Origin of the sequence: Minwuia thermotolerans, assembly GCF_002924445.1 — a bacterium.
Lineage (GTDB): Bacteria > Pseudomonadota > Alphaproteobacteria > Minwuiales > Minwuiaceae > Minwuia > Minwuia thermotolerans.
The window spans coordinates 60,262-72,683 of sequence record NZ_PIGG01000023.1 but is presented as its reverse complement, the minus strand read 5'-3'; the positions used below and the strand labels follow the sequence as shown (position 1 = coordinate 72,683).

13 protein-coding genes are annotated in these 12,422 nt (G+C 66.3%); 9 read left to right on the top strand and 4 right to left on the bottom strand.

From position 1 onward, the window contains the following. Positions 1–55 precede the first annotated feature (55 nt). The 7 genes from CWC60_RS05160 to phoB all read left to right on the top strand — a co-directional run bounded on the left by CWC60_RS05160 (position 56) and on the right by phoB (position 7,652). The gene (locus tag CWC60_RS05160; protein WP_109792926.1) at positions 56–1,450 is read left to right on the top strand and encodes a sensor histidine kinase; all 1,395 of its coding nucleotides are present in this window, start codon (positions 56–58) and stop codon (positions 1,448–1,450) included. 104 nt (positions 1,451–1,554) lie between these two features. After that, positions 1,555–2,583 carry a substrate-binding domain-containing protein gene (locus CWC60_RS05155; RefSeq protein WP_206419777.1) on the top strand — a complete coding sequence of 343 codons (1,029 nt, stop codon included), beginning with the start codon at positions 1,555–1,557 and terminating at the stop codon, positions 2,581–2,583. An 87-nt stretch (positions 2,584–2,670) separates the two neighbouring features. Next, positions 2,671–4,053 (top strand): phosphate ABC transporter permease subunit PstC, encoded by a 1,383-nt coding sequence (gene pstC, locus CWC60_RS05150; RefSeq protein ID WP_109792925.1) that lies wholly within the window; start codon positions 2,671–2,673, stop codon positions 4,051–4,053. Continuing rightward, on the top strand, positions 4,046–5,341 hold the full coding sequence (gene pstA / locus CWC60_RS05145) for a phosphate ABC transporter permease PstA (RefSeq protein ID WP_109792924.1): 1,296 nt from the start codon (positions 4,046–4,048) through the stop codon (positions 5,339–5,341). The genes pstC and pstA overlap by 8 nt, the downstream gene beginning before the upstream one ends. A gap of 63 nt (positions 5,342–5,404) precedes the next feature. After that, a complete protein-coding gene (gene pstB, locus CWC60_RS05140) occupies positions 5,405–6,175 on the top strand; it encodes a phosphate ABC transporter ATP-binding protein PstB (RefSeq protein ID WP_241147898.1) in 771 nt (256 codons plus the stop codon). A 32-nt stretch (positions 6,176–6,207) separates the two neighbouring features. Continuing rightward, positions 6,208–6,957: a phosphate signaling complex protein PhoU gene (gene phoU, locus CWC60_RS05135; RefSeq protein WP_109792923.1), complete on the top strand. Its 750-nt coding sequence runs from the start codon at positions 6,208–6,210 to the stop codon at positions 6,955–6,957. Further along, the gene (gene phoB / locus CWC60_RS05130; RefSeq protein WP_109792922.1) at positions 6,954–7,652 is read left to right on the top strand and encodes a phosphate regulon transcriptional regulator PhoB; all 699 of its coding nucleotides are present in this window, start codon (positions 6,954–6,956) and stop codon (positions 7,650–7,652) included. Before phoU ends, phoB begins: the two co-directional genes overlap by 4 nt. 13 nt (positions 7,653–7,665) lie before the next feature. On the opposite strand, the gene CWC60_RS05125 is transcribed toward phoB, so the two are convergent. Genes CWC60_RS05125 through CWC60_RS05110 form a run of 4 tightly spaced genes read right to left on the bottom strand, consistent with a single transcriptional unit; the run spans position 7,666 to position 10,293 of the window. After that, the gene (locus tag CWC60_RS05125) at positions 7,666–8,103 is read right to left on the bottom strand and encodes a GNAT family acetyltransferase (RefSeq protein WP_109792921.1); all 438 of its coding nucleotides are present in this window, start codon (positions 8,101–8,103) and stop codon (positions 7,666–7,668) included. 2 nt (positions 8,104–8,105) lie between these two features. Beyond that, positions 8,106–8,873, bottom strand: a complete 768-nt coding sequence (locus CWC60_RS05120) for an SIR2 family NAD-dependent protein deacylase (RefSeq protein ID WP_109792920.1) — start codon at positions 8,871–8,873, stop codon at positions 8,106–8,108. After that, positions 8,873–9,469 carry an MlaC/ttg2D family ABC transporter substrate-binding protein gene (locus CWC60_RS05115; RefSeq protein ID WP_109792919.1) on the bottom strand — a complete coding sequence of 199 codons (597 nt, stop codon included), beginning with the start codon at positions 9,467–9,469 and terminating at the stop codon, positions 8,873–8,875. Before CWC60_RS05115 ends, CWC60_RS05120 begins: the two co-directional genes overlap by 1 nt. Then, a complete protein-coding gene (locus CWC60_RS05110; RefSeq protein WP_206419776.1) occupies positions 9,466–10,293 on the bottom strand; it encodes an MlaA family lipoprotein in 828 nt (275 codons plus the stop codon). Before CWC60_RS05110 ends, CWC60_RS05115 begins: the two co-directional genes overlap by 4 nt. 196 nt (positions 10,294–10,489) lie before the next feature. Between CWC60_RS05110 and CWC60_RS05105 the strand changes: the two genes are divergently transcribed. Together CWC60_RS05105 and metF are read left to right on the top strand one after the other, a co-directional pair. Continuing rightward, a complete protein-coding gene (locus tag CWC60_RS05105; protein WP_109792917.1) occupies positions 10,490–11,503 on the top strand; it encodes an ArsR/SmtB family transcription factor in 1,014 nt (337 codons plus the stop codon). Beyond that, the gene (gene metF, locus CWC60_RS05100) at positions 11,500–12,405 is read left to right on the top strand and encodes a methylenetetrahydrofolate reductase [NAD(P)H] (RefSeq protein WP_206419775.1); all 906 of its coding nucleotides are present in this window, start codon (positions 11,500–11,502) and stop codon (positions 12,403–12,405) included. Before CWC60_RS05105 ends, metF begins: the two co-directional genes overlap by 4 nt. Positions 12,406–12,422 lie beyond the last annotated feature (17 nt).

The following is a 12,422-nucleotide window of genomic DNA, read 5'->3' as shown; positions in this document are numbered from 1 at the left end:
CCCGTCCGCGGCAGGACGACAGGGATCGTCGGAGGAAAGGGGCCGGGAACGCCACATGACAGTCAAGGCCGAAGATCAGCATGATGCGGCGCGGCCGCCGTTTCTGCCCTTTCCCGTGCGGGCGGTAAGGCAGGGTCTGCTGATCGCCGCGCCGACGGCCGCGTTGTTCGGCGGTTTCGCGGCCAACACCGATGTCTCGCCGGCGACGGCGCTGTTCTGCTGGCTCGGCGTCAACGCGCTGGCGCTGGCGCTGATCCAGCGCCAGATGCGGCAGCTCTGGCGGATGCGCCAGGCGGTCCGCCGCCTCAGCCGCGACCAGGCCCGGGGCGTAGCGGAGACCGAGGCGGGCTCGGAAAGTTCCAATCTGGCTGCAGAGATCGACCGGTTGAGCGCCGACCTCGTCGGCGAGCGCGCCCGCGCCGTGGCCGGGGAGGCCGCGCTGCGCGCGGTGCTCGACAGCCTGCAGCTTCCGGTTCTGATCTTCGACGCGGGCCGCCAGCTACGGTTTCTCAATCTCTCTGCGCGTGATCTGCTGGGCCAGGTGCCGGAGGGGCGGGACTTCGCTGCCGCACTGCGCAACCCCGACGTCCTGGCCGCCGTCGACCGCGTCATCCGGGGCGGGGCTTCGGAGGACGCGGAATTCCGGATCTATCAGCCGGTGCCTCGCCGGCTCAGGGTCCGCATCGAGGCTCTGCCCGCGCTGTCGGGCGCCAGCCGGTCCTTCATCGCCATGATCGACGATCTCACCGATTCCGAGCGCATGCGCGAAATGCGCTCGGACTTCGTCGCCGACGTCAGCCACGAACTGCGCACGCCGCTCGCTTCGGTGCTCAGCATCGTCGAGACGCTGAACGGCGCGGCGCGTGACGATCCGAAGGCGCAGCAGCGATTCCTCAAGATGCTGGAGGAGCAGGCGCGGCGCATGGCGCGGATCGTGGAGGATCTGCTGTCGCTCAGCCGCATCGAAATGCACGAACACCAGGCCCCGACGGGGGTTACCCAGCTCAACGATGTTCTGCGCAATGTTGCCGAGGTCTGCCAGTTCGCCGCCCGCGAACGCGACATGCGCCTGGAGATCGACCTGCCTGAGCGGCTGGACGTGGTGGGCGATTCGCACGAGCTGACTCGCCTGTTCCAGAATCTGGTCGACAACGCCCTGAAATACGGGGACCGCGGCACTGCCGTCCGGATTCACGCTTCGGTCGCGCGGAACATGGCCCGTGTCGCCGTGAGCGATCGCGGCCCCGGCATTCCGCGCGAACACATCCCGCGCCTGACGGAGCGGTTCTACCGCGTCGACAAGGGCCGCAGCCGGGCGGCGGGCGGCACCGGGCTCGGCCTCGCCATCGTCAAGCATGTCGTCAACCGCCACCGCGGCGAGCTCAAGATCAGTTCGGTGGAGAATGAGGGCTCCACCTTCACCGTGGAGCTGCCCCTGGCCCCCGGCTAAATCCATGCTGCAACTGCGAAAATAATTGTGGCACAAATCTGTAATATGACTGTCACAAAGCCCCGCTACGTCCGGCCCTGCTGTTTCCGACATGGAGGAACAAGGTGCTCAGGAAACTCGTACTGACGGCCGGCATGGCCGTGACATTCGCCGGCGTGGCCGAAGCCCGCGACCGCATCAGCATCGTCGGCTCGTCGACGGTGTTCCCCTACACCCAGGCTGTGGCCGAGGAGTTCGCCAACAAGACCGGAAATCCGGCCCCGGTCGTCGAATCGACCGGCACGGGCGGCGGCATGAAGATCTTCTGCGGCGGCATTGGTGAGGGCCATCCGGACATCACCGGCGCTTCCCGCGCCATGAAGAAGTCCGAGTGGGAGAACTGCCAGAAGAACGGCGTCACCGACGTCTCCGAGGCGATGATCGGCTTCGACGGCCTGTCCTTCGCCAGCTCGCGCAAGGGCCCTGACCTGGACGTGACCAAGGACCAGCTCTACCTGGCCCTGGCCGCGCAGGTTCCGGTCGACGGCAAGATCGTCGACAACCCCTACATGAAGTGGAGCCAGATCGACTCCTCGCTGCCCGACACCGAGATCACCGTCTACGGGCCGCCCCCGACGTCGGGCACTCGTGACGCCTGGGTCGAGCTGGTCATGGAAGAGGGCTGCGAGTCCTTCGACGCCGTCAAGGCTCTGTCCAAGGACGAACACAAGTCGGTCTGCTCGCGCATGCGCCAGGACGGCCCGTTCATCGAGGCCGGCGAGAACGACAACCTGATCGTGCAGCGCCTCGAGGCTGATCCGAACGCCTTCGGCATCTTCGGCTTCTCGTTCCTCTACGAGAACCAGGACAAGCTCAAGGGCGCCCAGATCGGCGGCGTGGCTCCCAGCTTCGAGACCATCGAGTCGGGCGACTACGGCGTCTCGCGGCCGCTGTTCTTCTACGTCAAGAACGCGCACCGCGGGGTCATCCCGGGTCTCAGCGAGTTCATCGAGGAGTACATGAGCGATGCGGCCCTGACCTCGGGCGGCTATCTCAACGAGCGTGGCCTTGTCCCGCTCAATGACGCGCGTCGTGAGGAACTTCAGGACGCGGTTCTGAACGGCAAGCAGTTCACGCGCTTCCAGGGTTCGTGATATTCGGCAACGGGGGAGGGAGTTGCGGCTCCCTTCCCTTCGCTGCCGTCTTGCATGACACCGACTATTCTTTGGAACATACCGACGATGTATGAATACGCCTTCCTCGCGATCGTCGTCATTGCCGCGGCCGGCTATTTTCTGGGCCGCTCCCGGGCGGTCGCCGTCAGCCCCCAGGGCCGGGGCGTAGGACTGCACTCCCTGCCCGCCTATTACGGCGCCTATGTCGCGCTCTGGGTCGGCCTGCCGGTCCTCGTGCTGGTCCTGATCTGGCTGTCGCTGCAGGGGCCGGCCGTGGATCAGCTGCTTCTGGCCTCGCTGCCGGAAGAACTGCTCGCCGGCAAGGGCGAGGGCGAGATCGACCTGATCGTCAGTGAGATCAAGTCCATCGCCGGCGGCCGCATCTTCGGCGAACCGGACCGGGCGGTGCTCGACGCCGCCGAGAGCTACAACCGCTGGCACGACATTGCCGACATGGCGATGCTGGTGGTCGTGCTGGCGGGCGCGCTCGGCGCGCTTGTCCTCACGCGGTCGCGGATCGCAGCGGGCTTTCGCGCGCGCCATGGCGTCGAGCGTATCCTGACCTGGCTGATGATCTTCTGCTCGGTGGTCGCCATCCTGACGACGCTGGGCATCATCTTCTCGCTGCTGTTCGAGAGCTTCCGCTTCTTCGCGCGGGTGCCCTTCTACGAGTTCCTGTTCGGACTGAACTGGGAGCCGCAAATTCCGATCCGCAAGGATCAGGTCGCCGGCCTGGGCGCATTCGGCGCCATTCCGGTCTTCCTGGGCACGATCCTGATCGCCTTCATCGCGATGCTGGTTGCCGGTCCGGTCGGCCTGCTCAGCGCCATCTACCTGGCGGAATACGCGAGTCCCCGGTTCCGCGGCGCGGTCAAGCCGATCCTGGAGATTCTCGCCGGCATCCCCACTGTCGTCTACGGCTTCTTCGCCGTCCTGACCGTCGCGCCTGCACTCCGCGACTTCGGCGACATGATCGGTCTCGACATCGCGCCTAACAGCGCGCTGGTCGCAGGCGCGGTCATGGGCATCATGATCATTCCCTTCATCTCCTCGCTGTCCGATGACGCCTTCGCGGCGGTGCCGCAGGCCATGCGCGATGCGTCGTACGGGCTCGGTGCGACCCAGTCCGAAACCATTCTCTCGGTTCTCATTCCTGCGGCGCTGCCCGGCATAGTCGGTGGCTTCCTGCTTGCCGTGAGCCGCGCCATCGGGGAGACCATGATCGTGGTCATGGCCGCGGGCCTGATCGCGAACCTGACGGCCAATCCGTTCGAGGCGGTCACCACAGTGACCGTGCAGATCGTCACCCTGCTGATCGGGGACACGGAGTTCGACAGCCCCAAGACACTCGCGGCCTTCGCGCTCGGTCTGGTGCTGTTCACCGCCACCCTGATTCTGAACATCGTCGCCCTTCGGATTGTCCGCAAATACCGGGAAAAATATGAGTAATCAGACCATGGACGTACGGGCCGGCAGCCTGCTGGACAAGACCGACGCCGCCAGCCGGCGGGTCCGCCGGCGTCATGCCGCCAACCGCCGGATGCAGGCCTATGGACTGGGCGCTATCGGTTTCGCGGTGCTGCTGCTGGGTATCCTGATCGGATCGCTCATCTGGTCGGGCGGGCAGGCGTTCTTCCAGACGCGTATCGACTTCACGGTTCATGTCGATCCGGCGAAGATCAATCGCGACGACCTCTACCGCAGCAACTGGCGGGCCATCGTCCAGGACAGCTTCATGGAGCTGTTCCCGGACGTCGACAATCCGCGGGAGCGCCGCGCGGCGGCGGGCATACTGAGTTCCGGCGCGCCCTATGTCCTGCGGGACCGCGTGATCTCCGATCCGGAACTGATCGGACAGACCATCCGGGTCTCCCTGCCGGCATCGGACCCGATCGACCAGTTCAACAAGGGCGTCATCACCCGCGACGTGCCCGAGGATCAGCGCATCGTCACCGACCAGGTCATCGCATGGTACGACCGCCTGGAGGCCGAGGGCCGTTTCTCGACCCCGGTCAACTGGTCGCTGATCACGGAGGCGGACAGCCGCTTCCCCGAGATGGCGGGCCTGTCCGGGGCGATCACGGGCTCGTTCTACGCCCTCCTCGTGTGCTTTCTGATCTCCTTCCCCGTCGGCATCGCGTCCGCCGTCTACCTGGAGGAGTTCGCGCCGAAGAACCGGTTCACCGATCTGATCGAGGTCAACATCAACAATCTCGCTGCAGTGCCGTCGGTGGTCTTCGGTCTGCTCGGCCTTGCGGTGTTCCTGCAGTTCTTCGGTCTGCCACGGTCGGCGCCGCTGGTGGGCGGCATGGTGCTGTCGCTGATGACCCTGCCGACGATCATCATCGCGACGCGTTCGGCGCTGAAGGCGGTGCCGCCGTCGATCCGCGAGGCCGCTTTCGGCGTCGGAGCCTCACGCCACCAGGTCGTGATCCACCACGTCATTCCCCTGGCCATGCCGGGTGCGATGACCGGCACTATCATCGGCCTTGCTCAGGCGCTGGGCGAGACCGCGCCGCTGCTGTTGATCGGCATGAACGCGTTCATTACCTCGGACCCGGGCGGTCTGATGGACCCCGCGACGGCGCTGCCGACGCAGATCTTCATCTGGGCGGACAGTCCCGAGCGCGGGTTCGTCGCCCGGACCTCGGCCGCGATTCTGGTGCTGATCGGCTTCCTGATCTCCATGAACCTGATCGCCGTGCTGCTGCGCCAGCGCTTCCAACGGAAATGGTAGAAGAAGGCAATGGACATGAATGAAGCGGCTCCCAGGGCTGACATCGGCGCAGCCGACGCCGAAATGACGGATGACGCACGGATCGCCGTCCGCGCCCGCGACGTCAATGTCTTCTACGGCGAAAAGCAGGCGCTGTTCGACGTCAGTGTCGACATCCGCGAACACCAGGTCACATCGCTGATCGGGCCGTCCGGTTGCGGCAAGTCCACCTTCCTGCGCTGCATCAACCGGATGAACGACGTCATCGAGGGATGCCGCGTCGAAGGCTTGATCGAGTTGCACGGTGAGGACATCCATGATCCCCGCATGGACGTCGTGCAGCTTCGCGCGCGCGTCGGCATGGTGTTCCAGAAGCCGAACCCGTTCCCGAAGTCGATCTTCGAGAACGTCTCCTACGGCCCGCGCATCCACGGCCTGACTTCCAGCAAGAGCGAGATGAGGGATCTGGTCGAGGATTCGCTTCGCCGCGCCGGCCTCTGGAACGAGGTCGCCGAACGCCTCGACGAGCCTGGCACCGGTCTTTCCGGCGGCCAGCAGCAGCGCCTCTGCATCGCCCGCGCCATCGCGGTCCGGCCGGAGGTGATCCTGATGGACGAGCCCTGCTCGGCGCTCGATCCGATCGCGACGGCCCGCATCGAGGAACTGATCGACGATCTGCGCGAGAACTACACCATCGTCATCGTGACCCATTCGATGCAGCAGGCCGCCCGCGTTTCGCAGCGCACCGCCTTCTTCCATCTGGGCAATCTGGTCGAGGTCGGGCCGACGGATGCGATCTTCACCGCGCCATCGGACAAGCGCACCGAGGACTACATCACCGGTCGCTTCGGCTGACCCGGGCAACGGATTCATTGGAGGCGCGTCACATGGCCAGCCACGAACCCAGCACGCCGCATACAGTTTCCTCCTACGAGGAGGAACTGACCAGGCTCAACAACCTGATCCTCGAACTGGGGGGGCTGGTGGAAGCGCAGCTCTCCGGTGCCATCCGCGCGATGACGAAACGCGACAGCGATGCCGCCGAGCGCCTGATCGTTCAGGACCTTCGCATCGACGAACTGGAGGAGACGGTCAACGATCTGGCCGTCAACATCCTGGCCCGCCGCCAGCCGGTGGCCGGCGACCTGCGCCTCGTGGTCTCCGTGATCAAGATCGCCGGCGATCTGGAGCGCCTGGGCGACTACGCCAAGAACATCGCCAAGCGCACCCTGGTCATCAACCAGTCGCCGCCGATCGCGCCGCTGACCACCGTGCCGCGCATGTCCGAACGGGTGCAGCGGATGCTGGACCAGGCGCTGACGGCCTTCGTCCAGGGCGACGACGAACTGGCGGAGAAGGTCTGGGCCGCGGACGAGGAAGTCGACGAACTCTACAACAGCTTCTTCCGCGAACTGCTGACCTACATGATGGAGGATCCGCGCAATATCTCGGCCGCGGCGCACCTGCTGTTCGTCGCCAAGAACATCGAGCGTATGGGCGATCTGGTGACCAACATCGCCGAGCGCATCTACTTCACCGCCACCGGCCACCAGATCGAGGCCGAACGGCCGAAGCGCGATGTCACCAGCCTGACGGATGTTTCCGACGACGGGGCGGTGACCACGGAGACGCCATGAACCCCTATGTTCTCATCGCGGAGGACGAGGAAAGCCTCGTCGAGCTTCTGGAATACAACCTCCGCGCCGCCGGCTTCCGGGTCGATACGGTCCTCGATGGCGGCGAGGTCATGAATCGCCTCGACGAGGAACTGCCCGACATCCTTCTGCTGGACTGGATGCTGCCCAACGTCTCGGGTCTGGAGGTCTGCCGCCAGATCCGGCGCAAGGTGGAGTTCCGCAACCTGCCGGTGGTGATGCTGACCGCCCGAGGCGCAGAGGAGGACCGTATCCGCGGCCTCGACGCCGGCGCCGACGACTATGTGCCCAAGCCCTTCTCCATCAACGAACTGATTGCCCGACTGCGCGCCGTGCTGCGCCGCGTGCGGCCGATCCTGGCCGATCAGCGCATCGTGCATGGCTCCATCGAGCTGGACCTGACCGCGCACAAGGTCATGCGCGAGGGCGAGGCGGTCCATCTCGGCCCCACCGAGTTCCGTCTGCTGCGGCATTTCATGGAGCATCCGGGCCGTGTGCTCTCCCGCGCCCAGCTTCTGGATGCCGTATGGGGACGGGACGCGGAGGTCGAGGAGCGGACGGTCGACGTCCATATCCGTCGCCTGCGCAAGGCGGTGAACGCCGGCGACGCGCCGGATGTCATCCGCACAGTACGCTCGGCCGGCTATGCCTTCGAGCCGCCACGGGCCGAAGGGTAGGGGGCCGTGCCGGTCACTCCGGCGCGGCAGGTGGCTCGATCAGCCAGCGGGCATGGACCGTGACGGGCTGGCGGTCATAACCCAGCGCCCGGTAGAACGCTGCGGCGTCGTCATTGCCGTTGCGGACCATCAGTTCCGCCTTCGGGCAGCCGCGCACCCGCAGCCAGTCTTCCGCCGCCGTCATCAGCCGGCCGCCGAGGCCGCGGCGGCGTTGGTCGGACGCCACGGCAAGATAGTAGATCCAGCCCCTGTGGCCGTCGAAGCCGCACATGACCGTGCCGGCCAGCGCGCCGGCGCGCTCGGCGACCAGAAGGGTCGCGGTCTCCTGGCCGAGGACGCGGTCGATGTCGGCGGAAGGATCGTTCCAGGGACGGGTGAGCCCGACCGCATGCCATAGCGCGACGACGGCGGCGCGGTCCGTTTCGGCGAAGGGGCGCAGCGCGACCTCCACGCTCAGTTGACGCCCACGGCATCGCCCAGGGTCGGGCCGATTTCCGCATGCATGACCAGATCGGCAATGGGGTCCTGATCCGTCGGCTCCCGGTTCAGGATCACGAGGCCGGCGCCGTTCTGCTGCGCGATGCGGGGAAAGCCGGCGGCCGGGTAGACCACAAGCGAGGAACCCAGGACGATGAACAGGTCCGCGGCCAGCGTTTCCTGCTCGGCGCGCCGCATCTCGTCGACCGGCATGCTCTGCCCGAAGGAGATCGTCGCCGTCTTGACCACTCCTGCGCAGAAGGTGCAGGCCGGCAGGGTCTCGTCCTTCAGGAAGGCTTCCCGGATCGGATCCAGTTCGTGGCGCGCGCCGCAGTCCAGGCATTTGGCATAGGTCGAATTGCCATGCAGTTCGATCACCTTGTCGTCGGGCACGCCCGAGGCCTGGTGCAGGCCGTCAACGTTCTGGGTGATCACGGCGCTGGCCTTGCCGGCGCGGACCAGCTTCTCGACGGCGCGGTGGCCGCGGTTGGGCTCGGCGGCCGAGAATGAGCTTTCCATGGCGAACTTGCGCCGCCAGGATTCGCGGCGCATTTCCTCGGAGCGGACGAAATCCTGGAAGTCGATCGGCTGATATTTCGTCCAGAGCCCGCCGGGCGAGCGGAAGTCGGGAATGCCCGATTCGGTGGAGATTCCGGCGCCGGTGAAGAAGACGATGCGCCGGGCGTCGTCGATCAGGCGCTGCAGCGCCTCCACCCGGCGGCGATCGGGGAAGGGCTCGACCATCAGCCTTGCCCGGTCTGGGCCCTCAGCCGTTCCAGCAGGGCCTCGACATTGCCTGTCTTGCTGATGACGGAGCCGAACTCGGAACGGTGAGTGATCGCCATGCTGACGCCCTCGACGATGACGTCCACGATGCGCGCTTCGCCCTCGCGGGTGAGCACCCGCCAGTCGACCTTCAGCGCCGGGCCGCCCGGTTCCTTGATCAGCGATTTGACCAGCACTTCGTCGTCGCCAAGCGGCTGCTGGCCGACGACCTCGAAGGTCTGGCCGGAATAGGCGTTCAGCCGGGCGGTGTAGGTGTCGACGATGTAGCGGTAGAACAGGTCGACATACTCCTCCTGCTGCTCGGGCGTGGCCGCGCGCCAGTAGCGGCCGAGCACGATGCGCGCCACCAGGGGCACATCGAAGCCTTCCTGGAACAGCGCTTCGAAACGTGCCTGTCTCTGCTCTTCCGAGGCGTCCTCGTTGGCGAGAACGCGGATGGCCTCGCCGCCCAGTTCCTCGATCAGTTCCCGCGGCTCCTGGGCCGCGGCGGGGGACAGGAATGCGGCTACAACGACGAGAACCGCCGCAACAGGTGAAACAAGACGCCCGATCATTCGGCATTGCTCCCATTTTTGCTGGATGCGTCGCCGTCCGCCGCCGGATCGTCGAGCGGAGGCAGGTTGTAGAGGTCGGTCTGCGGGTCAGCCTGACCGTTATTTATGGCGATCTCGCGGCGCTGGCGATAGCTGCTGCGCACGGCGGAGTAGAAATCCAGCGAGGTGCGTTCCAACTCCTCGAACTTGCCGAGCACGCGCGATCGCTGGTCGATCATGTCGATGCCGGTGCGGGCGTAGACGGCCTCGCCATGGTCCTGGCCGCGCATGTATCGGTTGAACGGATCGGCCACGCTGTCGACGGCGAACCCGGCCAGGTCGCGCGGCGGGCGGGGGCCCAGCAGCGGCAGCACAAGGTAGGGCCCTTCCGGCACGCCCCATACCGCCAGGGTCTGGCCGAAGTCCTCCGAATGTCCCTCCATGCCGCCTTCTGCCATGAAGTCGACCAGGCCACCCATGCCGAGCGTGCTGTTGAAGGCGAAGCGGGTCAGGGTCACAACTGCGCGCTCCAGTTCGCCCTGCAACAGGTCGTTCATGAAGACGATAGGCGCATTGAGGTTGTCCAGGGCGTTGCGGATGCCGGTCCGCGCCGGACGCGGGATCACCGCGACATAGCCTTCGGCAACCGGTTTCAGCAGATAGGAATCGAGAGACCGGTTGAAGCTGAACATGGCGCGGTTGAACGGCTCGAGCGGATCGTTCGCCTCGATCCGGGCCTCCCGTCCGTCACCTTCCTCCGGCAGACTGGCGCACCCGACCGCCGCGGCGAGCAGCGCCGCGGCGATCCCGATCCGCGGCAGGCGCCAGGCCAACATCCCGACCATCGATCCCAACTCCATACGCTGTTGCGACCGCTTGGCAGGGGGGGCGGTCACGCCAGTACCAGGCGGTTGTTTAGCACGACACAACTTGCCGTCGCTACGGGGGACCGACGGGCGCCGACACGGGTCGGGCGCTGTTGTGTTCCTGCAACTAAGATCAGGCTTGATGATATAAAGATATTTTTATATAAGTCTGACCATGGCATTGAGCTGGCAATATGAGGCCCCGGACGAGGCCGAGACGACGGCGGGAAAGCTGTCCTCGGCCGAGTTGATCGAGGCCCTGAAGGCGGCCGGAGACCCCACGCGGCTCCGCCTGCTGATGCTTTGCCGGCGCTGCGAACTGTCCGTTTCGGAACTGACCTGGATCATCGGACAGAGCCAGCCCCGGGTCTCCCGCCATCTGAAAGTGCTGTGCGACGCCGGCCTCCTCAACCGTTATGCGGAGGGGACATGGGTCATGTACCGGCTGGCGCTGCAGGGCGGCGTGGCGCCGCTCGGCCGTCTGATCGACGAACTTCTCGACGTCGAGGAGGGCGAGACCTCCGAGATTCTGGAACGGCTGGAGGAGGTCAGGAACCGCCGCCGCGCCGTCGCCCAGAGCTATTTCTCCCGCAACGCCGAGCACTGGTCGGAGATGACCCGGCTTCAGGTCTCGGAGCGGGAGGTGGAGACGGCGCTGCACGCGATACTGGGCTGGGGCCGGCTGGGCGACATGCTGGATCTCGGCACCGGTACGGGGCGTTTGCTGGCGATCCTGGCCGGCCGCGCGGAAACCGCCATCGGCGTCGACATCAACAGCGAGATGCTTGGTGTCGCCCGTCAGGCGATCGACCGTCCGGATTTCGAGCACGTCCAGGTGCGGCAGGCGGACATCCGCCGGCTGCCGTATGGCAAGGCCAGCTTCGATCTGATCACGGCGCATCAGGTGCTGCACTACCTGGACGATCCCGACGTCGTGGTGCGGGAGGCCGCGCGTGTGCTGCGGCCCGGCGGGCGGCTGGTCATCGCGGACCTGCTGCCGCACGACATGGAGCAGTTGAAGACGGAGCAGGCGCATCGCCGGCTCGGCTTCAGCGACGAGGAAATAGAAAGCTGGTTCGAAACGGCAGGGCTGGAAACCGGCGAGAGCGTCAAGCTCTCCGGCCGCCCGCTGCCGGTCGGCATCTGGTCGGCCGTGAAACCAGGCAATCAGGGAAAGCAGGGGCAATGAAGATGAACGTCATGCCGACCGGCCTCGACCGGCTCGATTTCTCGTTCGAGTTCTTCCCGCCGAAGACCGAAGCGGGCTGGCGGGGTATCTCCCGTGCGGCCGCGGCCTTCAAGCCGCTGGATCCGGAGTTCTGCTCGGTCACCTACGGTGCCGGGGGCTCCAACCAGACCGGCACGCTGGACGCTGTGCTGGCGGTACAGAAGGCGAGCGGCTCGCCGGGCGCGGCGCACCTGACCGCGGCGGGACAGAGCCGCGAGGCCGTCGATGCGGCGGCGCAGACCTTTCTGGACCATGGCATCGGCCGCATCGTCGCCCTGCGCGGCGATTCCCGCGATGAAGGCCCCTACAGGCCGCACGCGGAGGGCTATGCCAACGCCGCCGAACTCGTGGCGGGCCTGAAGAAGATCCACGATTTCGACATCTCGGTGGCGGCCTATCCCGAGAAGCATCCGGATTCGCCGACGCCGGAGGCCGATCTGGAGAACCTGAAGGCGAAGCTGGACGCCGGCGCCGACCGCGCCATCACCCAGTTCTTCTTCGACGCGGATTCCTTCCTGCGCTACCGCGACAGGCTGGCCGCCGCCGGCGTCTACAAGCCGGTCATTCCCGGCATTCTGCCGATCCGGGACATCGAGCAGGTGCAGCGATTCGCGGCCCAGTGCGAGGCGGTCGTGCCGCCCATGGTCGTGGCCGCCTATGAGGGGCTCGAGCAGGTCGAGGATCGCCGCAAACGCTCCGTCGATCTGGCCCACGAACTCTGCGCGCGCCTGGTGCGCCACGGCGTCCGCTCCTTCCACTTCTACACGCTGAACAAGTCGGATCTGACGGTGGAGATCTGCAAGCGTCTGGCCGGCACCGCCGAGTCCGAGGCCGCCGTCGCCGCCGCCTCGGCAGCGCGCTGAATATCCGACCCCGCAAG